Genomic DNA, 22,000 nt, shown 5'->3' with positions numbered 1-22,000 from the left:
AATTCAAATAAATTTATTCCACACTCTTTCATGTATATAGTACAAGATCATTTTTGTAAAGACTTCCACTGACCCTATTGACACGGCGATTGTTACCTCACCTGTCAGAAAGAAGGCAATTACCATGGTATCAACTGTACCTACAACGCGCCAACTTACAGTTTTAAGTATTGTTTTAACAGTTGAGTCTCCTCTTCTGATTCCACGTTTATGTATTAAATGATCTATGAACATTTTACAAAATTTCGACAAATATATATTTATTCTATCGATTTAGTAGATTATTACAATAAATTTTTTTATTTCTCCGCAGTTAAGATATCCTGAAGGGATTTATTGGCAACGATTTTAAGTGTTTCATCACGAACTTCAATCATTATTTTATTAAGTCCGCAAGTTTCTTCAGAAGTACATTCATCACAGGGTTCGTAATAATTAAGAGACACACATGGCAACAATGCTATAGGACCATTAAACATTCTGATTACGTCAGCTAGTTTAACATCTTCCGGATCTTTCAATAGATAATATCCTCCACCCTTTCCCATTTTACTGGTTAAAATTCCGGCCTTTTTTAAATCCAACAATATTGATTCAAGGAACTTTTTCGGAACTCTTGTTTTTTCGGCAATGTCGGATATAAGCACTGGCTTTTTATCTTCCTTTTTCCCAAGGTAAGTTAAAGCGTGAAAAGCGTATTTTGTCTTTTTAGATAACATTCTGGAGGCCAAATATATCTATTCTAGGATTTTTAAAAAGTGAAATCCTTTTATTTCATAACCTAAATTGTAATAAAATTTATGTGATCTTGGATTGTTAACGTACGAATTTAACTCAGTTGCCTCCAAATTATTTTGTTGACAATAATCAAAAATCCATTCAAATAATTGCTTACCAATCCCTTTACTCTTGTACTCATCACTAATATAGACATGATCTGGCTCAACTGTTTTACCACAATAATGTCTGGTTAAAAACCACAAGCCACATATTCCGATTAATTCATTATTGGAATAAATACCAAGGCATTTATAATTTTGTTCAACCATTTCTAAAACTCTTTTTTTGAGCGTTTCTTCACTTGTTGATTGATTCAATTCTTTTAGGAGTGGAATAATTGTTGAAATATTTTCTTTTTCAATGAATACTATTTGAATTTCAGACATTTAAGAGGTTTTAATTTTACAGAAACTTTAAATAATAATAATATTATTATTTGGAAAAGTGATCTTATTTACTTATTTTAAGACAACTTAATTTAGACGAAGTTGAGGAGGAACAAACCAACCTGTTGCAGTTTTTTAGCGTCTAATTATAAAGAGAAGAATTCCATACCAATCTCAGAATGCTAAATTCTGAGAGAAATTTAAAATTAACCATACGCATGAGACAATTAAAAATTACCAAACAGGTCACTAACAGGGAAACAGCATCACTAGACAAATATTTACAGGAAATTGGACGAGTTGACCTCATTACAGCTGAGGAAGAAGTAGAATTGGCAAAAAAAATTAAGCAAGGCGATTTAAAAGCACTTGACAGACTAACAAAGGCCAATCTTAGATTCGTTGTTTCTGTATCTAAACAATACCAAAACCAAGGATTATCGCTTCCTGATTTAATTAATGAAGGAAATTTAGGATTAATAAAAGCAGCTCAAAGATTTGACGAAACAAGAGGGTTCAAATTCATTTCATATGCAGTATGGTGGATTAGACAATCGATTCTTCAAGCTTTAGCTGAACAGGCAAGAATTGTAAGACTTCCATTAAATAAAATAGGTATCATCAATAAGGTTAATAAGGCTTTTGCTGAATTAGAGCAAGAACTTGGTAGAACTCCAACTATTGATGAATTAGCTGAAATTTTAGAAGTTTCTGAACAAGATGTAAAATACTCTATATCAAACTCAGGAAGACATGTATCTATGGATGCTCCTTTAAAGGAGGGTGATGAAGGGTCTTCTAGCATGTATGACGTATTACAAAATCCTGAAAGCAATAACCCTGAAAAAGATTTGATTGCTGAATCTCTTAGAAGTGAAATTGAAAGATCATTAAGCACCTTAAAAATGAGGGAAGCAGATGTGATCAGATTATATTTTGGCTTAGGTGATCAACCACCAATGACATTAGCTGAAATAGGACTAAGATTTGATTTGACTAGAGAGAGGGTTAGGCAAATTAAAGAAAAAGGAATTAGAAAGCTTAAAAACACTTCAAGAAGTAAAATGTTGAGAGCTTATTTAGGATAATAACTAAAAATAATTACCGGAAAACACTATTACTTTACTATACAAAGAAGCCTTTTCAATATTTGAAAGGGCTTTTTTATTGGAGTTGAATATTGTTTAGTTTATAATAAACACCATTTTCATTTGCAATTAACTCCTCGTGCTTTCCTTGCTCAGCAATTTTTCCATTTTCAATTACCAAGATTTTATCGGCATTTTTAATAGTAGATAATCTGTGAGCAATTACAAATGAAGTTCTACCAACCATTAAATTATCCAACGCATCCTGCACTAACTTCTCTGATTCTGAATCCAATGCTGATGTTGCCTCATCAAGAATTAAAATTTTTGGATTTTTTAATACTGCACGTGCAATGGCAATTCTTTGTTTTTGACCACCAGAAAGCTGAATACCTCTATCTCCTACTTTTGTGTCAAACTTATCAGGGAAAGACATGATAAAGTCATATGCATTAGCCTTTTTGGCTGCTTCAATTACCTCTTCATCCGTTGCATCTACATTACCATATAGAATATTTTCTTTTACAGTCCCTCCAAACAAAATAACTTCTTGTGGAACCACAGCTATTTGCTCTCTTAAACTTTGTTTTGAAATAGTGGTAACATCTTTATCGTCAAAATAAATATTGCCTGTATTAATGTCATAAAAATTCAGCAACAAAGACGAAATAGTTGATTTACCAGCTCCTGAACTTCCTACTAATGCTACTGTTTGCCCTGCTTCACATGTAAAACTAATACCATCCAATACTTGAATTTCCTTTCTTTGAGGATAGGCAAATCCTACATTTTTAAACTCAACTTTACCTTTAAAATCAACTAACTGTTCTCCATTTGTTGATTCTGCTTCTTCCTCTAACAAATCCATTAAATGCTCAGTAGAACCGATAGCTTTTTGAATTTTAGCGTATAAATCAGGAATGGATCCAAATGAAGCTCCTAAGAAAATTGTATATAATATAAATGCAGTGAACTCTTCAGGTGAAATGGCACCAATCTCTTCCATGCCCTTTGCTTTCCAAATAATAAAGCTAATTCCACCAAACATTCCAAAAATGATAAAGGATACAAATAATCCTCTCATCATTCCTCGCTTAATGTTGAAGCCCATTATCGCATCAATTTTACTACCATATCTTTGAGATTCATACTTTTCATTAGTAAAAGCTTTCACATTTACAATTCCGGTTAAAACCTCTTCTAGTATTGAATTGGATTTGGCAGATTCATCTTGAGCAGTTTTAGATAGCTTTCTTATATATCTACCAAAAACAATGGCAATTATTGCTAATACAGGCACTACCGCCAACATATATAAAGACAATTCCCAGGATACATAAAGTATAAATGCCAACGATACTCCAATAGAAACAAACTGTCTGAAAAACTCAGCAATAGTAGTATTTAATGTTTCTTGAATTAAATTAATATCTGTTGCAATTCTTGACGTCAACTCTCCTACTTTGTTTCTATTAAAGAAATCCAAAGGATAAGATATCATTTTGTTGAATGATACTCTTTTAACATCCCTTAAAGTTTTTTCTGTAACGTAATTAAAAATGATAATGCGGAAAAAGCTGAAAAAAGCTTGAGTTCCAAATACAATTAGCATTACCACCAAAATGGTATTGATATCTGTCATGTCAATACCCTCAATGTTAATCATTGGAGTACTATCCTTACTTGTTCCTAGTAATTGTCCCATCAGGGCAGGAAACATCATTGAAACTAAACTAGACACCAATAAAAAAGACCAACCAATCAAATAAATAAACCTGTAAGGTTTCATGTACTTGAATATTCTTCTAGCTTTTTTGTAAGAATCTTCGTTTAACTGAACTTTCTCTCTTTTATTTCTTGGTCCAAACATAAGGCAGGGCACAAATTTATTGGATTGAAGCTGTTTAATTGTCATACAAATCACATAATTTTGAAAATTGTTAAAGATTCTTTTGTGTTGATCAGATTTATTGTATCTTTGCAACCCCGATTTGGGTAAAATTGACGACACAAACACATTAAAGATATTTTGAGATGAGCAAAAGAACGTTTCAACCATCACAGAGAAAGAGAAGAAACAAACACGGTTTCAGATCGAGAATGGCCACTAAAAATGGTAGAGCTGTTTTAAGTGCAAGAAGAAGAAAAGGAAGAAAGAAACTATCAGTTTCTTCAGAGAAAAGAGCAAAACGTTAATTTCGCTCCTTAAGAATATTATGACCATCTGTTTAGGCAGATGGTTTTTTTTGTGCGTTAAATCAAACGCAAACTTTTATCAAGCAATAATCTACAAAAAAAGCCCTGCAGGATTCTGCAGGGCTTTTTTTATTTAATGTTTTATATAAATCTTAGAACGCTCTCATTGGTCTTACAGATTTAACCTGTAATTGTGAGTCTGTTCCAATATACACTCCATTGTTTTCTCCATACCAAGCGTTCTGTCCAAATGATAAAACAGTTTCAGAAGATGACCAATACTGGTTACCTAATGTTAGCTGAGCACTGAACAATGCCATCACATACTGATTTTGAGACATAATTTGTAATTCATAAGCTGATGGTAAATACCAATCTGTAAAACCACCGCCAGTATAAGCATCACACATTTCAGCAGCTAAATACTCTCCTGGACCAGCAGCAACTAATAAAGCTGTATTTGCGGCACCATCAGTTAAACTTGTAGCCACCTCAGTAGTTGAGTTAGGTGATTGCTCAAAAGCAGATGTACCTAAATCTGAAACTCCGGCAATCAAACCATGAATTCCTGTAGAATCTACGTAAACAACAATTCCACCTTGATAGTATTGTCCTACTTTGATTCCACCACCACCACCACTCAATGATGATAAATCCACTGTTAACATTCCTCCTGCATCAGTTAATTCTAATGTTGTACCATTCAAATTCAACAAAGTATTTAACTCATTAGTAGTTGAAGGGTCACCTCCACCTGAAAGCGGAGATAAATCAACTACAGTAGTTCCTCCTGCATCAACAATGTTTAAATCTGTACCAACCAAAGAAGCACCTGTAATCAACTCATTTGTTGGATCAGCATCCGCATCATTTACCAAAGGAGATAAATCAGTTATAATTGTTCCTCCTGGATCAGTTACTTCCAAATTAGTTCCACTTAAAACAACAGATGTATTTAATTCATTAGTAGTACTTAAATCACCTCCACCAGAAATGATTGGTGTTAAATCTGCAGTTAACGTACCACCTGCATCCGTAATTTCTAAAACATTACCAGTTAAAACGAATGTAGTGTTCAACTCATCAGTTGGGTTACCACCTCCACCTAAGCTAGATAGGTCCACAGAAACAGTACCACCGCCATCAACAATATTCAACGTACTTCCACTTAAAGAAGCGCCAATGTTAAACTCATTTGTTGCATCTGAGTCACCATCATTAATGCTGAAAGATCCTCCACCTAGTGATAAAGTAACAGTAGAACCAACTTGAGAAACAGATTGTAACTCATTCAATGGGTTAGCATCCGCATCATTTACTAAAGAAGATAAGTTGGTATTAATTGTTCCACCACCATCAGTTACTTGTAAAGTTGTACCTGATAACACAACGCTTGTATTATACTCGTTGGTTGGATCATTATCCGCATCATTTGCTAAAGAAGATAAGTCAACACTTACCGCACCACCGGCATCAAAAACATTTAAAGTTGTACCAACCAAAGTAATATTAGTATTGTACTCATTAGTTGGATCATTATCCGCATCATTTGCTAAAGAAGATAAATCTGTACTAATAGTACTTCCACCATCAGTTACTTGTAAAGTTGTACCTACTAAAGCAACTCCAGTGTTATACTCATTTGTTGGATCAGCATCAGCATCATCTACGTCATCTGTAAATGCTCCACCACCATTCGATAATGTTACAATTTGTCCAACTTTAGATAAAGTTTGCAGCTCATTAGACGCATCCATATCAGGGTCTAAAGTCAAAGGATATAAATCTGCAGTAACAGTTCCACCTCCATCAGTAATTTCAAGAGAGTCACCATTTAAAGTAATTCCCGTGTTAAACTCATTTGTTGGATCAGCATCTGCATCATCTGCATTATCTACAGTTTGAGCATGCAATGCATAAGGAACTGAAATCAACTGAGCCACTGAAGAAACAGTATAGTTAGTTCCTCCTGTTGGATCTATTTCAATTTTTATAAAGTGCAAATTAGATTCCCAGGCAACATCTCCAATTTGAGGTCCTGTATTAAACCCAGTTCCTATCTGAAGGTTTATTAAACCATAAGCATTGGTAGTAGGACCATGAGTTTCAGAAAAAACTTCAGGTCCTAAACTTGATCCTTGTAGAATACTAATTCTAACTCCAACCAACTGGTTGTTAACTGAAGCACCCGAATTGTCGCGAACAATTGCCTGATAGTTAAACTTCTCAGGAGATTGCGCCACCGCAAATGTGGATAACGCAACAGCGAATAATGATGTTAGTAAGAATTTTTTCATGGGTCTATAAAATAATTATTTTCATTCGTTTGGCTATAGCACCTTTTGTCTCAAATGCTAGGTTATACGTACCTCTACTCAAATGAGATACATCAATTGAGGTTGTTATTGTATTTATTTCCTCAGTAGCTACTATTTTGCCCTGAGCGTCATAAATATAAAGTTTTGTTTGTTCACTAGATGATATATTCACTATATCTCTTGCAGGGTTAGGATAAACAGTAATATCCACTTCTGGCATATACTCTTCTACTCCAACTACCCATAAGCTATCTTGGTGAAAACCTTGTGTGATATCATTTCCAGAAGAAGTAGCTGTCACAATAACCAATTCCCCTATAGTCCAAGCAACCGTATGCGTTGCTCCCGGACTATACGTTCCAGAAGAAGCAATGACATTCATTTGTTGTGCATTAGCCGAAAAGCCAAAAATCACAAATGAACACAAGATTATTATTTGTTTCATAGTTTTCATCACACTAATTAACGCATTTAATTCTGAAAAGGTTAGTTATTTAATCGATTAAATTACTCCGTTCGTCCATTAAATACGTATAGATCAGGAAAATGATACAAAAAAAAGCAAAAGAGTCGGAAAATCCGACTCTTTTTTCAATTATTTAAGTACCGTTACGTGACCTCGGTGGGTCTGTTTTTTATCGGTAAGCTTTTCTCCAAATTCAATTTGCCACACATAAACTCCATCCTGAACTAATCCGCCATCACCATAGTGACAATTCCATCCTTTGGTAAAGTCATAAGATTCAAATACAACTTCACCCCATCTATTGAAGATTGTTAAGTGATAATCGTATGGATCAACTCCTGATGTAAATACTGGATAGAATACTTCGTTAAATAAATCTCCATCCGGTGTAACAACATTTGGCACATAGAAAATAATTTCTTCGTGAATAACCAATGGTGCACATACACTTGCCTCACATCCATCATCAGAAGTAACGTATTGACAAACATAAATTGTCGTTTCTTCTTCAACATTGAAAGTTACTTCAGGCTCTTGTTGAGATGAAGATCCGTAATCTTCAAATGTATAGTACCAGCTGGTTCCACCTTCTGAGTAATCATTGATTTGAACAGTAGGCTCTAATACAGAAGGACTATAAGGATCAAAATAGAATCCTGGTACCGGTGGCTCATTTACATAAACTCCACCAGCAGAAGCCGAAGTTGATACACAACCTTGATCTGAGGTAATTTCTAATGACATTTCATAGTATCCAGCATTTGGATAAGACGCATTAGAAACTACAGGATTCGTTGCACTACTTCCATTTCCTAAATTCCAGTTAAATGTGTAACCAGCTGGAATGTCTGCAGAAATATCAAAATCAAATGTTGCAGGTTCACATCCATAGAAGTCTCCTAAATATGGAACTACTGGATTAGGATAAACAGTAACCGTAATTGATGTATCAGCAACTTCTCCACATAAATCTGTAACAGTTACAGTATAAGTGGTAGTTGTCATTGGTCCAACAGTTACATCAGATAATGTATCTCCTGGTATACCTGTATCCCATGAATAAGAGTATCCCATATAGTTACCAAAGTCAATCATTTGACCACCTGAAACCGAAATTCCTAGAGTAGTTGAATCTCCTTCACAAATTGTTGTATCATTAGTAGTTAACAAATCTAACTGAAGAGGTGGTGTCGGAGTAATTGTATAAGATACTGCCGGTGCCACACATCCATTATCATCAGTTACAACAAGTGTAAATGTAATTGGTTGTGTTACCACATGATTGAACAATAATGTATTTTCAATTGTAGCATTAACATCATTTGTCCATTCGTAAGTATAAGGTTGTTCACCTCCATTTACAAATCCTTGAACAACTGCAATTTCATTGTAACATGAAGTCCAATCAGAAGGAGCTAATGCATACAACTCAGATGGCTGATAAATAGTTGTGTTTGTTAAAGCTTCACAACCGTCAGCATCAATAATTGTAATATCATAGTTACCTGCAGTGATAGTACCTCCATTTACATCACCAAATACATTGGATGCTTGAGGTGCACCACCATTAATACTATATTGATAAGTTGGTGTTCCAGTTACTGGAAGAGTTACAGTTATTGTACCTGTATTACCACCGTAGCAAAGAACATCAGTTGTAGTTAAACCATTGGCTACAAATTGAGCTGGATTGTTTACAACAAAGTCAACAGAGTCTAAAGTACAGTTGTTACCATCAGTAATATATACTGAGTAAGTTCCAGCACAAACACCTGTTGCTGTTGCATCATTTGGACCAGCTATGTTTCCTGACCAGTTGTACGTATATGTTGCTGCACCTTGTCCACCAGAAACTTGAATGGCAACCTGTCCATCACAATCATTGAAACATGTAGGATCAGTAATTACAAATGAATCAAATACCATTGGTGCAGGTTCATTGATTACCTCATTGGCATCAACAACACATCCTTGAGCATCTTCTACATGAGTAGTATAGTTACCAGCAGCTAAACCACTGAAAGTACCTCCACCTTGTAGTGCACCACCATTGATACTGTACATGTATGGTAAAGTACCACCACCACCAACTAATTCAAGTTGACCGGTGTTATCTCCATTACAAAACAAATCAGTCACATTTGTATTTAAAGTTAATACGGCAGGATCAGTTAAAGTAATTTGTGAAGTAACGATACATCCGTTAGCATCTTGAACTGCAACTGTATAAACTCCAGCCCCAATACCAGCAAATGTTGAAGGCAATTGGAAAGGAGCAGCACCTGTGATACTATATCCATAAGGAGCTAAACCTCCAGAAGCAAATACTTCAATGTCTCCATCAGTGAAAGTTGCACACGAAGGATCAGTAAATGTTACGTTATCAATCAATGGTTGATCAAATGCAGTTAAAGTAAATGCTGAATCTGCAAAACATCCATTTCCATCTTCTACATAAAGAATAAAGTTACCAGCTGACAAGCTTAAGAAACTTCCACTTGGAGACAGTGCTCCACCGTTTATACTGTAAAGGAAGTTACCATCTCCACCTGCTCCAGTCATATTAATTTCACCATTACCTGCTCCACATGTTTCTTCCACAAAAGTGAATGACAATGTTACTTCTGCAGGTTCAGTGATACATATATTTTCAGTATAAGTACAACTGTTATCATCTTCAACAACTACGTCATAGCAACCATCAGTTAAACCACTTAAAACGTTGTTTGAAGACCATGTTGTACCACCATCAGCACTGTACATATAAGCTGGAGTACCAGGAGTACCACCTGAAGCTGTTACAGTGATGGTTCCATCAGCAGAACCGAAACATAAAGGATTTGTAGCCACCAAGTTTGCGTCTACAGGAGTAGGTTCATTAATAGTAGCAATTGTATCAAAAGTACAGTTATTGGCATCCGTAATCGTTACAGGATAAACACCCGCAGTTAATAAAGGAAACTGACCAGATACGTTTACAGTACCATTTAAGTCATAAGAGAACGGATCTGTCGCACCATTTGGATCAGCCACAACTTGGGCAAATCCGGTGTTACCACCATTACAAGTAACATCCACTTCAAGGATACCAATATCCCAAGGAGCTGGTTCGAAAATGTCAATATCATCAGAACCTAAACATCCATTAGCATCTTGTACCCAAAGTACATAGTTTCCACTTGTCAATCCAGGGAAAATTGGACTTGCCTGGAAGTTAACCCCATCAATACTATAAGTATATCCATTAACAGTATCACCTCCTGTCACGTTTGAGATGGTAATCTGACCATCCGCACCATCAGGACAAGAAACACTGTCTGCTGCCAAATCAAATAAAATTGAATCAGGTTGTGGAATATTTATTTCTTCTATACCAATACACGAACCATTATCATGGATTGTAATAAAGTGCTGTCCTGCACAAAGATTAGTAAATACACCAAACGCTTGTGGAGGTGCAGTACTTGTGTTAATTTCATAAGTATATGGTGATTGTCCATTGATTTGAGACACAATTGCTCCACCATCACAGCTATTGAAACAAGTAGCCGGTTGGATAAAGTCTGTTTGTGTTGTCATAACGTTATCTGACAATGCCTGGAATGTTGAATCTTGACATCCATTTTGATCCGTAACAATCAACTGATACAAACCAGAGAATAGACCCGTAAAGTTACCATTGTTAACCTGATCAGGCACACCATTTCCAATATGATAAGTATAGTTAGGGAATCCATTAACTGCAGTAATCTCAAAAGCACCGTCATTTGACCCACAGTTAGAAGGATCATTATATACATACACGAATGTAAATGGAGCTGGCTCAGTAACAGTTAGCGTATCATCAGTTTGACACCCATTAGCATCCATAATAGTTAATTCATAGAAGCCAGCTGCTATACCATTAACCGGATCAATAAAACCGAATGTTGCGCCATCATCAACACTATATTGATAAGCAGGATTACCTCCAGCTCCGGCAAAAGTAATAGAACCGTCAGCCAAACCATGACATGAAGGCTCAGTATAAGTTGGAGTCAATGTTAAAGGCGGTGGATTTGGAATATTTTCATCACCATTGATCAAACATCCGTTAACATCCTGTACAACGTACCCTTGTAATCCAGGGCACAAACCTGTAAGTGTATTAGAAGCCTGGAAAATAACACCATTTTTAGAGTAAGTATATGGTCCTTGACCACCAGAAACTCCTATTGTTAATTGACCATTACAATCATCTGTACAAAGTGGATCAGTTACCACTTCAGAAATAATTTGCAATGGTGGATTTTGTGACAAAGTAACGTCCACTGTAGCCGTACATCCAAAATTATCTTCAACTGTAAAAGTATGTACAACAGGAGTAGGTAATAAACCTGTAAAAGTATTACTAGCCTGGAAATTCACACCATCAATGCTATAAGTAAATGGACCTGTACCTCCAACAACTCCTAAAGTTACCGAACCGGTAGGTGCACCTGCACAGTTAACATTTGTTTGAGAATCCACAACCAAGGTAGGTCCTGCTGCATCAACAATAGTAACGTTTACAGTTTCTGTACATCCATTATCATCAGTCACAGTAACCGTATAAGATCCTGCTGACAAACCTGTAAAAATTGGAGAAGTTTGAGAAGCACCACCAATATCATAATCATAAGGAGGAGTACCACCACCAGCTAACACTTCAGCGATTCCATCTGAACCACCACAAGTTGCCGGAGTTGTTGACACTTCAACCAAAGTAACATCAGTTGGATTTGTTAAGGTAACAGGTGCTAATGTAAATTGACAACCTGCTGCGTCTTGAACAACAATAGTATAATTTCCTGCACACAATCCAGTGTAGTTTCCACTAGCTTGAAAAGCCTGACCATTTAAACTATAAGTATACCCTCCGGCACCACCTGATCCAGAAGCCGTGATTGTTCCATCACAAGAGTTTAAACAAAGTGGGTTAGTTGAGTTAGTGATACTTCCACTTACAGCAGTAGGCTCTCCAACAGTAATGAAAGCAGTATCTTGACATCCTATACCATCAGTTAAAATTACTGAGTAGTTTCCGGCCGATAATCCACTAGCAGATTGTGTAGTTTGGTTACCACCATCATTCCATTGGAATGAATACGGAGCTATACCATCAACCACTGTAGAGTTACCAACTCCGGTAGAACCACCATTACAAATAACATCAGTTGCTGTTGCAGTAATTTCACAACATGGAGGTCCATCAGGGATGGTGAATGTACCTGTATTAGTACAAGACCCATTCTGTTGCGTAGTAGTATACGTATATGTTCCTGCAGGTAAATCATCAATATCTAAAGCATCCGGTGGTCCATTACCTTCAGTATAAGATGCAGTAACCGGACCAGTTACAACAACATTATAAGGTCCTTGGCCTCCTGGATTATCAATTGTAACACCACCATCAGAAGCTCCAAAACAAGAAGGAGCATAAATCAATGATACAACTGCATCCGGTAATACATCAACAACTACAGTAACAGACTCACATGCTGCGTCAGTACCATTTGTATAACAACAAGTAAAAGTTGTTGTTTGAGTAATATTAGTAGTTACATCCGGTGCATCCGGCGCTCCTGGGATATGATCCCAGTCATAGTAATAAGGTGCACATGGATCTGCATAAACATAGAAGTTATCAATTCCCCAGTGGTCATAGTTAGACCCTGAAGAACCCCATTGATGCAATTGGAACATTGTGTTTGCCGTTTCACATCCTGCAGGAATGGTAAAACAGTAATTTTGCCAAGTAGTAAAAGGCGTATTCCCACTAGCAGAAGGTTGAGTAACACCCCCTGGATACGCAGTTAATACATCTCCATTTGGCGCGAAATATGCAAAATCTGTCCAGGTAGCTCCACCGTTAGTTGAACATTGCAAACTCACCCCCTCATTGTAAAGGTCAGCACCTTCACATGGAGCAGAGTCACCACATTGTTCACAAACGAACTTAAAATCAAAACAAACTGTACCTCCACAAGAAACATCTACAGGAGCTGTTGTCATCTCTCTAGGAGCTGAAGTACCTGACCCCATCCATAAATAGGTAGTTCCGTCTACAGAAGCACCACAAGGATTATTAAATTGTGCTGCCGCAGTAGCTGACCAACCAGGTGCCACCGTACCATTATTAAAATTATCTCCAAACACAGGAACAGAACTATTTCCTAATGCTGTAAGATTCACGTTTCCTCCACCACACGGCAATGTAAGAGGGTTAGCCCCAACCGTGATAGTAGCTTGTCCAAAAACCTGTCCAAGGCCTATTAAGGAGAACGCAACTAATATTAGACTTAATTTTTTCATGTTCATAGGGATTTAATTATAAACGGCTGACTTTAATGTTTTGTAATTCAAATTTTGAAAGTTTTGTCTCCGTCTCGTATGTGATAAAGTCTTTATACAAATACAAAGCACCTCTTGGAACGTCACAACTTCCTTCTTGAGATGAATTTTTATCGATTTCAATAACCATATGATTTTCTCCATCAGTTGAATTTTCGGTAACTAATTTGTCATTATACCAAATAGCTCTATCCCACTCAATTTTCAATTTTTGATTAGTCGTATTTACTACTTTAATCAAAATAGCTTTTTGAGCAGGTATGTTTTTAGCATAACAGTCAGATTCCATGGTATAAATTTCTACACCATCAATAGTTGTGTACTTTTCCCATTTAGATTCTTGAGCCAGGGAAGCAAAAGAAAGGGTTAAAAGCAAAGTTAGTCCAAGGAGAGATTTCATAATATATAATGTATGTCTTTACGGTTAAGACGTTATGCAGACCTAAGGGTTGTTTCTTTTTTGGAATTATTTTTTTAGTTCCAAAAAGCCCTACAACTCTATTGTTTCAGCAATACGTACAAAACAACTATAGTTTTCTATTTATAAATTTTGCAAAATAATGTCTATATGTAAATACTAGACTACGCTTAAATCGAATAAATAGTTCCTCATTTATTTAATAAATTCAGAACTTTTCCACCACTATCTTTCAATAACAGTCTCATCAATTGTCTCACGTTATAAGATTGCCTTCCCCTCAATCGATTAAACGAGTCTAAGATAATCAAATATTAATTGATCTAGCAATGAAAATTAGGTGAATGAGGATTTTACAGCGATAATATATAGGAATTCAAAGACGAAACGGTAAAACCTCACCGTCTACTCATTTCCGTTCTCCTGATAATTCTCTGGTTTCTCGTAACTTAGAATCCATGTATCCTTGTCCGGCAACTGATTTGCTTTGTATGAAGCATACGCCAGACCTTCATCCTTGGTTGTGGAATGATACACCATTACATAGAATAAATCGTTGCGTTTATTTTTAATGATTCTTGCATTCGGGAATGTTCTCTTTATCTTTCTTATACGAGCATCTGCATTTGCCTTCACTGCGAATGCACCACAAATTACGTAATACCCATTAGGTGTATCTTCTTTATTTAGCTCAATAAAGTAATCTCCTGGATTTACTTGAATAGTATTTTCTGGCGGTCTAACATCAACATTGCCAGTATCAACCGGATCTTTTTCTTCAACGGTATCCGTATTTACAACAGGACGATTTTTAAGAAGTGCCAACAAAGAATCAATTGTAATATCTCTATCTTTTATAACTCCTTTTTTAACTGCTATATCACCATTTAAACTATCAATTTCCTGTTTTTTATTATTGATCTCAATATCCTTATCTCTTAACTCCAGGTCTTTTTGATCTATCACAAAAATTAAACTATCAACCAAATCTGAGTTATCGGTTCCAACTTCTTTAACCTGCGGAGGAATATTATATGTTAACATCAATTCGGCATTAGGTGCACTGTTAAATCCGGCAATTGAACTTATTTGAAAATCATAAGCCAACCCTATTCTCATATTTGGAATAGCGTTAACTCCAACATTGATTCCTACAGCATAATCACTTTTATACATACCTCCTATCCAGAAATATTTATCCATCTCAAAGAAAACCCCCGCGTTATATTGGAATGGAGCATTAGGAGTGAACATTACTAAAGCCTCAGGGCGAACGTTCATCTTCATCTTGTCTTCACCAAACTCAAACTTATAACCTACATTCCCTAAAAACTGTCTACCTAAAGTATAAAAAGAACCAGACTGATCACCGTAAGCCAATTTTGTACCTAAAACCTGGGGAACAGAAACACCCACCTTTAATGTTCTCCATTGAAAATTAATTCCAACGTTCATATCAAACATTGTCCTTCTTTCTTTACCTGTATTTTGCAATACGGGGTCAAAAGTGTTTGAGACAACTGCATTAGCAAAGTCAATTCGATTATCAATAACCCCTACTCCAACTCCTGCTCTCAAGAACATATCCTTATTTTCATTTAAAGCCAAGTGATATGCATATAATAGATGTGCTTTAAGCTTACTCGTAATTCCAAGATAGTCACTATATAGATTAATACCTAAACCATGTTCTCCTTTAAGTAGATATGAAGCCGATAAGTAATTAGTGATAAAACCTTCGTCGTAATTTCCCCATTTTTGGTTTCGAACCATTGCTATGTCTACCCCCTCAATATGACCCGCATACGAAGGATTGTACACCCTTGGCGCAATATGGTATTGGTTATACATGGGAATCTGTTGAGCACTAACTAAAGTTGTAATGCTCAGCAGAAAGACAACGAAAATTCTTTTAATCATTTCCTGCAATTGTAACTACTCCTTGTAATGGTTCTTCGTATAATGGATCATTTAAACGTATCAGATAAAAATAAGTTCCATCCGGCAGCTTACTTCCATTGTACGTACCATCCCAATCATTGTTATAAGGCTGGGCTTCAAAAACAACCTGACCGTATATATTAAATACAGTTAGTTGATTTTGATCAAAAACGTCAATGTTATCAATTTGCCAGAGGTCATTAAAACCATCTGCGTTAGGGGTAAACAGGTTAGGGGGAATAACATTAGTAAGATCTGGATTAACAGTAATATTAATTTCAGCGGTATCTTTACAACCGTTAATATCAGTCACCTCAACATAATAAGTTATATCAGTTAAAAGAGGTCCAACATACGGGTTTTGAATATTAGGATCGTCCATTGCAAAATCAGGCCACCAAAAGAAAGAACTTCCACCATAAGCTTGTAACTGAAGTGATTCATTCTCCTCTATTGTTGTATCTCCAGGATCAATATACACACCTAAAGGTAATACGGTTAAATAATGACCGATTGTAGTATCTACAGGACAGTTTCCTTCTTGATATATCGCCGCAAACATTGTTCCGGTAGTTAAATTATTAAAATTAAACAAGGAATCCCCGGGGCTAGTAATTGTTTGCAACCATACATTACCACTATCAATCGAATAAATCCAGTTTACAACATCTCCATTTCCCCCACTTGCGGTAATAACTCCGTTATTTTCGAAATTACAAACAACAGAAGGACCGCTCAAAATTCCAGCTTGAGAACCTTGAATGAGCGTCATGGTTAAAACATTGGTAGTATCCGCTGGACAGGAACCGTTTTTAACAACAGCCTGGACTAAAGTTGTTGAGGTATAATCCTGATATGCCAGGGTATCGGTTTGATTGTTTTGGGCAATCCAGGTAGAACCGCCATCACTAGAAACAAACCAATCAAGAATATCACCATTGTATCCATTTAAATTAATTACACCACTATTACCATTATCACAAATCGGAAAGTTAGCAGGCAATCCACCGGAGACAGAAGGTTGATCCAAGTACACTGTATAAACAGGTGTAGGAAGCGACGGACAATATCCGTAAGGTGATTCAACTAAAACCTGAATATCAGTTTGGTTAGATAAATTCGTGAAATTCAAAAAAGTATCTGTTGTTGCTAACCAACCCCATGTATTTCCATTATCAATTGAAGACCCCCATGAACTAACAGGCCCAGAATTTCCATCTATTACTAAGGTACCAGTGTTATTTCCTATACACACAGTATCAGGACCAGTAATCATTCCAGGAATTGGATCACAATCAGAAATTATATTTACTGTAACCGTATCGTTATTATTGTTTGGATCATTGGACTCATTCACCCAAACTTTTAATTCATGTACTCCACAAGACGAAAAATCTCCACCGGTAGAAAATGCATAAATATATGTTCCTGAACTAGGCATGAATCCAATATTCTCCCATTGAAGCTGTGGTGCTCCGTTATCAACGGAGTAACCCATTTGAACTGTTCCTGAATATGGAAATGAACTTGAATTTACAAGTATGACAATTATTGTTTCACTAGCAGACAAATAACAACCATTTGAAGGTGAGTTAATTGAAGGACTCACTGTCAAATCTGCTTGAGCGTATGATCCATAGGACAACAACATAACGCTCATTATCATTAGTATTTTTTTAATCATAACACTAATTGTTATACACCGTCAAAGATAAAAGCTTAGATCAATTTTGCAAAGCATCATCATTCAACAATGTGAAGTTCGTGTAAAAAGGGTTTGATTAAGATACGTAAAAAAGTACTCAAAAGATTGCTGAAAACAGCAAGAATTTTATTATCCCCCAATAAATTCAGCAAACACAAAGATACTCAAACTCTTTAATTTACTGAAAGTCACGCTTCAATCGTCTAATTTACAAAAACTAAAAAATTAATACGTAAAAAAGGTAAAATAGATTCAAATAAGATCAAATTAATCAACTCCAGTAATTGTAAATGCTCCTTGTATTGGCTCACTTTGCAATGGATCATTTAACCTTAACAAGTAAAAATATGTTCCGTCCGGAAGTTGATTTCCATTATAGGTACCATCCCAATCATTATTATAAGGTTGCGCTTCGTATACAATTTGACCATATATATTAAAAACAGTCATCTGGTTTTGAGCGAAGGATTCCAAATTTTCAATTTGCAAAACATCATTATATCCATCTGCATTTGGAGTAATTAAATTGGGAACACCTACAGAAGTAATATCTTTCAAAACCTTGATATCAATAGTGGCGGTATCCTTGCACCCGTTGATATCGGTTACCTCAACGAAATATGTAATATCAGCAAGTAAAGGTCCCACAAAAGGATTTTGAATATTTGGATCATCCATTGCAAAATCAGGCCACCAACTAAAAGTACTTCCACCGAAAGCTTGTAACTGAAGTGATTCATTTTCATTTATAGTAGTATCTCCTGGTAAAATGTAAACTCCCAAAGGTAAAACCGTTAAATAATGACCTATTGTAGTATCTACCGGACAATTTCCTTCCTGATAAATTGCCGCAAACATGGTTCCGGTAGTTAAATTATTAAAGTTGAACAAAGAATCTCCCGGTGCAGTAATTGTTTGCAACCAGACATTACCGCTATCAATTGAATAAATCCAATTAATTACATCTCCATTTCCACCACTCGCAGTAATTACTCCATTATTTTCAAAATTACATACTACAGAAGGTCCACTTAAAATCCCTGCTTGAGTACCTTGAATTAAGGTCATAACCAAGGCATTAGTAGTATCAGCAGGACATACTCCGTTTTGAACAACTGCTTGAACTAATGTTGTAGATGAATAATCTTGATAGGCCAGTGTATCTGCTTGATTACTCTGTGCTATCCAGGTTAAACCACCATCTCCCGAAACATACCAATCTAATACATCACCATTATAGCTATTTAAATCTATTACCCCATTATTTCCATTGTCACAAATAGAGAAATTACTTGGAAGAACTCCTGCAATAGATGGCTGATCTAAATAAACTGTATAAACCGGAGTTGGCAATGAAGGACACAGACCGTACGGTGACTCTACTAACACTTGAAGATCTGTTTGATTAGATAAATTTGTGTAATTCAAAAAAGTATCAGTTGTTGACAACCAACCCCATGTAGCACCATTATCAATTGAGGATCCCCAAGAGTTTACAGGTCCTGAATTTCCTGACAATACCAACGTACCACTGTTATTGCCAATGCAAACTGTATCGGGTCCTAAAATATTTCCCGGTATAGGGTCACAATCAGAAATCACCTGAGCTATAATTGTATCATTTACATTATTTGGATCATTTGGTTCATGAAACCATACTTTAACGTCATGAATTCCACATGATGAAAAATCACCATTCACATTAAAAGAGAAGATAAAAGAAGAAGGTGAAGGCATAAAACCTATACTCTCAGTTTGAGCAACCACAGGACCGTTATCAATTGAATAATATAAATCAACAGTTCCTGAAAAAGGCATGCCACTAGTATTTACTATAACAGTACTTACAACTTCACTTGTAGACAATTGACAAGCATTTGAAGGAGAATATAAAGCACTACTTAAAGACAAATCTGCTTGTGCGTTTAACTGATTAGTAAAAACAGATGTTAGCATAAAAACTAAGACATAACGTGCTTGTCCCTTTAATAGATAATAGTTTCGAACCTTGGCCTTACTATTTTTCATAAGCATTGATTTTGTAATGGGTTTTGAAAAGGTACAAAAAAACTTTATAATCAACAGTAATTCAAATTTTTAAATCTATCACAAATCTTGTGACGCATATCTCATCTTTCAACTATAAAGGTTTGGCTTGAGCATATATTTTCAATAATTGGAATTTTAAATCCAATGTATTTTTTTGTTCTAATTTTGCAAACCATGAACGTATCATTTTCAACTCAACTAAAAATTGGTATTCTCGGCGGAGGTCAATTAGGAAGAATGATTTATCAAGAAGCCATTAATCTGGGGATAGATCTTTACTTTTTGGATGCTGCTGATAGCCCATGTAGTTTCATTAGTCCTAATTTTAAAACAGGAACAATTACAAACTATGATGATGTCTATAATTTTGGAAAAGACAAAGACGTAATTACAATTGAAATTGAAAATGTTAATGTTGAAGCACTTTTCAAACTAAAAGAAGAAGGTGTTGCTATTTTTCCCGAACCTGAAGCAATCCAGCTCATTCAAGACAAAGGTTTACAAAAGCAATTCTACCAGGAAATTGGAGTTCCAACTGCTCCTTTTAAATTAATCGATAGTAAAATTGAACTTCATGATTACGCAGATTTTCCTGTAATGCAAAAAATGAGAAAAGGTGGATATGACGGTAAAGGTGTTCAAGTTTTGAGATCTTCATCTGATATAGAAATTGCTTTTGAGGTTCCAAGTGTTCTTGAAAACTTTGTTGACTTAGACAAAGAATTATCTGTCATAGTAGCAAGAGATGTAAATGGGAATACCAAATCTTTTCCGGTTGTTGAGCAAGAATTCAATGCTGAGGCGAACTTGGTAGAGTTTTTATTTTCACCAGCTGATATTGACAAAAATATTGAGACTAAAGCCCAAGAAATTGCAGAGAAAATAATTCGCTCATTAAATATGACTGGATTGCTGGCTGTGGAATTTTTCTTGAGCAAATCGGGAGAATTATTTGTTAATGAAATAGCTCCAAGACCACACAATAGTGGACATCAGACCATTGAAGGTAATTACACTTCTCAATTTGAACAACATTTAAGAAGTATCTCCGGATTACCACTAGGTGAAACTGCAATCACACTTCCATCAGTAATGGTAAATTTACTAGGAGAAAAAGGAAGTGCCGGAGAAGCAGAATATCTAGGTATTGAAGAAATTTTAAGTTGGAAAGGAGTCAATGTGCATGTTTATGGCAAAAAGACTTCCAAGCCGTTTAGAAAAATGGGGCACATAACTGTTGTGGACGAAAGCTTAGAAGAGGCTAAAAACAGGGCTTTAAAAGTAAAAGAAACCATTAAGGTCGTTGGAAAATCGTAGACAGCTTCACCATATTGAAACCTTAAGAGCTTTAGCTGCATTAATGGTTGCTACCTACCACTTTTCGGCTTATTTTTCCTGGTCAAACACAACCACAAACTCATTAAAATTTGGAGCCCAGGGAGTAGAAATTTTCTACATGATTTCTGGCTTCATCATCACCTATTCCCTATTCCATTCTTCTTATAACATTCCCAATTATTTCAAATACATGGGTAAGCGTTTGATAAGACTAATGCCTCCTTATATCCTTACCATTATAATCATACATATTGTAGGAACATTTGTTGCACACTTTGAATGGGGCAGTATTTATGATGTGAATTTCAGACAATCTATCATTAATATTTTGTTTTTGGCGGATGCTTTTCCTCAATATGATTGGATCAATCCCATTTTTGCAACACTTGAAGTTGAACTACAGTTTTATTTCTTGATAGGCCTTTTGTTTCCATTGTTTCAGATGAACAAATGGACATTCACTATTATTTCGTTCATCTGGTTATTTGTTGGTTGGCAAACTGTTGAGGCAGACACTGCTTTGATTAATGGGCCTTATTTTATTTGTGGGATTGCCGCTTTTTATATCAAACAAAATGGATGGAAATTGCCGTATATACTTCCAATAATAGCCTCTTTAGGCACAACATTTTGGCTATACTACCCTGAAGATTTTGCAATTATTATTGTTGGATTAATTGCTTTATTGTTTTTACCTGAAAAACTTAAATTATTGAATTTTACAGGCAAAATTTCCTTTTCACTCTATTTAATTCACGGTATAATTGGTGGATGGATTCTATATTTTCATGCGTCCTCTGATTTTGCGCAGCACTATCCGATTATAATGATTGTGTTTGTACTAGCATTGAGCTGGATAGGAGCTTTTATTATGTATCAATTTGTGGAAAAACCATACATGAAAATTTCAAAATTGATTAAGTACAAAAAATAAAAGATAAAT

Annotated in this window: 15 protein-coding genes; 4 read left to right on the top strand and 11 right to left on the bottom strand. The window is 35.6% G+C overall.

Annotated elements, in window-relative coordinates; all coding sequences use genetic code 11:
• Positions 1-3: 3 nt before the first annotated feature.
• The 3 genes from K6119_RS18745 to K6119_RS18735 form a co-directional block, all read right to left on the bottom strand.
• On the bottom strand, positions 4-234 hold the full coding sequence (locus K6119_RS18745) for a DUF2061 domain-containing protein (protein WP_221834746.1): 231 nt from the start codon (positions 232-234) through the stop codon (positions 4-6).
• A gap of 65 nt (positions 235-299) precedes the next feature.
• Positions 300-719, bottom strand: a complete 420-nt coding sequence (locus K6119_RS18740) for an RrF2 family transcriptional regulator (protein ID WP_221834747.1) — start codon at positions 717-719, stop codon at positions 300-302.
• Positions 720-737: 18 nt separating this feature from the next.
• Positions 738-1,166, bottom strand: a complete 429-nt coding sequence (locus K6119_RS18735) for a GNAT family N-acetyltransferase (RefSeq protein ID WP_221834748.1) — start codon at positions 1,164-1,166, stop codon at positions 738-740.
• Positions 1,167-1,384: 218 nt separating this feature from the next.
• Here K6119_RS18735 and K6119_RS18730 point away from each other — a divergent pair, with 218 nt between their 5' ends.
• Entirely contained in the window at positions 1,385-2,254 is an 870-nt protein-coding gene (locus K6119_RS18730) for a sigma-70 family RNA polymerase sigma factor (RefSeq protein ID WP_221834749.1), read from the top strand.
• Positions 2,255-2,330: 76 nt separating this feature from the next.
• On the opposite strand, the gene K6119_RS18725 is transcribed toward K6119_RS18730, so the two are convergent.
• Positions 2,331-4,124, bottom strand: coding sequence for an ABC transporter ATP-binding protein (locus K6119_RS18725; RefSeq protein WP_221834750.1), 1,794 nt, complete (start codon positions 4,122-4,124; stop codon positions 2,331-2,333).
• 164 nt (positions 4,125-4,288) lie between these two features.
• Between K6119_RS18725 and rpmH the strand changes: the two genes are divergently transcribed.
• Positions 4,289-4,450: a 50S ribosomal protein L34 gene (gene rpmH / locus K6119_RS18720; RefSeq protein ID WP_221834751.1), complete on the top strand. Its 162-nt coding sequence runs from the start codon at positions 4,289-4,291 to the stop codon at positions 4,448-4,450.
• Positions 4,451-4,602: 152 nt separating this feature from the next.
• Here rpmH and K6119_RS18715 read toward each other — a convergent pair whose 3' ends face one another.
• From K6119_RS18715 to K6119_RS18685, 7 genes are all read right to left on the bottom strand, one after another.
• Positions 4,603-6,747 (bottom strand): DUF1566 domain-containing protein, encoded by a 2,145-nt coding sequence (locus K6119_RS18715; protein WP_221834752.1) that lies wholly within the window; start codon positions 6,745-6,747, stop codon positions 4,603-4,605.
• Between the two features lie 4 nt (positions 6,748-6,751).
• Positions 6,752-7,213, bottom strand: a complete 462-nt coding sequence (locus K6119_RS18710) for a T9SS type A sorting domain-containing protein (protein WP_221834753.1) — start codon at positions 7,211-7,213, stop codon at positions 6,752-6,754.
• A gap of 150 nt (positions 7,214-7,363) precedes the next feature.
• Positions 7,364-13,567, bottom strand: coding sequence for a T9SS type B sorting domain-containing protein (locus K6119_RS18705; protein ID WP_221834754.1), 6,204 nt, complete (start codon positions 13,565-13,567; stop codon positions 7,364-7,366).
• 16 nt (positions 13,568-13,583) lie between these two features.
• On the bottom strand, positions 13,584-14,006 hold the full coding sequence (locus K6119_RS18700) for a hypothetical protein (RefSeq protein ID WP_221834755.1): 423 nt from the start codon (positions 14,004-14,006) through the stop codon (positions 13,584-13,586).
• 423 nt (positions 14,007-14,429) lie between these two features.
• Positions 14,430-15,944 carry a PorP/SprF family type IX secretion system membrane protein gene (locus K6119_RS18695; RefSeq protein ID WP_221834756.1) on the bottom strand — a complete coding sequence of 505 codons (1,515 nt, stop codon included), beginning with the start codon at positions 15,942-15,944 and terminating at the stop codon, positions 14,430-14,432.
• Complete coding sequence (locus tag K6119_RS18690; protein WP_221834757.1) at positions 15,937-17,625, bottom strand: gliding motility-associated C-terminal domain-containing protein; 1,689 nt, start codon at positions 17,623-17,625, stop codon at positions 15,937-15,939. Before K6119_RS18690 ends, K6119_RS18695 begins: the two co-directional genes overlap by 8 nt.
• A gap of 312 nt (positions 17,626-17,937) precedes the next feature.
• A complete protein-coding gene (locus K6119_RS18685; RefSeq protein ID WP_221834758.1) occupies positions 17,938-19,698 on the bottom strand; it encodes a gliding motility-associated C-terminal domain-containing protein in 1,761 nt (586 codons plus the stop codon).
• A 195-nt stretch (positions 19,699-19,893) separates the two neighbouring features.
• On the opposite strand from K6119_RS18685, the gene K6119_RS18680 reads away from it, so the two are divergent.
• Together K6119_RS18680 and K6119_RS18675 are read left to right on the top strand one after the other, a co-directional pair.
• A complete protein-coding gene (locus K6119_RS18680) occupies positions 19,894-21,036 on the top strand; it encodes a 5-(carboxyamino)imidazole ribonucleotide synthase (RefSeq protein WP_221834759.1) in 1,143 nt (380 codons plus the stop codon).
• Positions 21,023-21,991 (top strand): acyltransferase family protein, encoded by a 969-nt coding sequence (locus K6119_RS18675; RefSeq protein ID WP_221834760.1) that lies wholly within the window; start codon positions 21,023-21,025, stop codon positions 21,989-21,991. The genes K6119_RS18680 and K6119_RS18675 overlap by 14 nt, the downstream gene beginning before the upstream one ends.
• Positions 21,992-22,000 lie beyond the last annotated feature (9 nt).

Origin of the sequence: Paracrocinitomix mangrovi (assembly GCF_019740355.2) — a bacterium.
In the GTDB taxonomy this organism is placed as follows: Bacteria; Bacteroidota; Bacteroidia; order Flavobacteriales_D; family Crocinitomicaceae; genus Paracrocinitomix; species Paracrocinitomix mangrovi.
Note: the sequence above shows the minus strand (reverse complement) of the source record. Positions and strands in the feature narration are given on the sequence as shown.

Coding starts and splice junctions, on each gene's coding strand:
- K6119_RS18745 (WP_221834746.1), bottom strand. CDS start 234: ATGTTCATAGATCATTTAATACATAAACGTGGAATCAGAAGAGGAGAC.
- K6119_RS18740 (WP_221834747.1), bottom strand. CDS start 719: ATGTTATCTAAAAAGACAAAATACGCTTTTCACGCTTTAACTTACCTT.
- K6119_RS18735 (WP_221834748.1), bottom strand. CDS start 1,166: ATGTCTGAAATTCAAATAGTATTCATTGAAAAAGAAAATATTTCAACA.
- K6119_RS18730 (WP_221834749.1), top strand. CDS start 1,385: ATGAGACAATTAAAAATTACCAAACAGGTCACTAACAGGGAAACAGCA.
- K6119_RS18725 (WP_221834750.1), bottom strand. CDS start 4,124: ATGTTTGGACCAAGAAATAAAAGAGAGAAAGTTCAGTTAAACGAAGAT.
- rpmH (WP_221834751.1), top strand. CDS start 4,289: ATGAGCAAAAGAACGTTTCAACCATCACAGAGAAAGAGAAGAAACAAA.
- K6119_RS18715 (WP_221834752.1), bottom strand. CDS start 6,747: ATGAAAAAATTCTTACTAACATCATTATTCGCTGTTGCGTTATCCACA.
- K6119_RS18710 (WP_221834753.1), bottom strand. CDS start 7,213: ATGAAACAAATAATAATCTTGTGTTCATTTGTGATTTTTGGCTTTTCG.
- K6119_RS18705 (WP_221834754.1), bottom strand. CDS start 13,567: ATGAAAAAATTAAGTCTAATATTAGTTGCGTTCTCCTTAATAGGCCTT.
- K6119_RS18700 (WP_221834755.1), bottom strand. CDS start 14,006: ATGAAATCTCTCCTTGGACTAACTTTGCTTTTAACCCTTTCTTTTGCT.
- K6119_RS18695 (WP_221834756.1), bottom strand. CDS start 15,944: ATGATTAAAAGAATTTTCGTTGTCTTTCTGCTGAGCATTACAACTTTA.
- K6119_RS18690 (WP_221834757.1), bottom strand. CDS start 17,625: ATGAGCGTTATGTTGTTGTCCTATGGATCATACGCTCAAGCAGATTTG.
- K6119_RS18685 (WP_221834758.1), bottom strand. CDS start 19,698: ATGAAAAATAGTAAGGCCAAGGTTCGAAACTATTATCTATTAAAGGGA.
- K6119_RS18680 (WP_221834759.1), top strand. CDS start 19,894: ATGAACGTATCATTTTCAACTCAACTAAAAATTGGTATTCTCGGCGGA.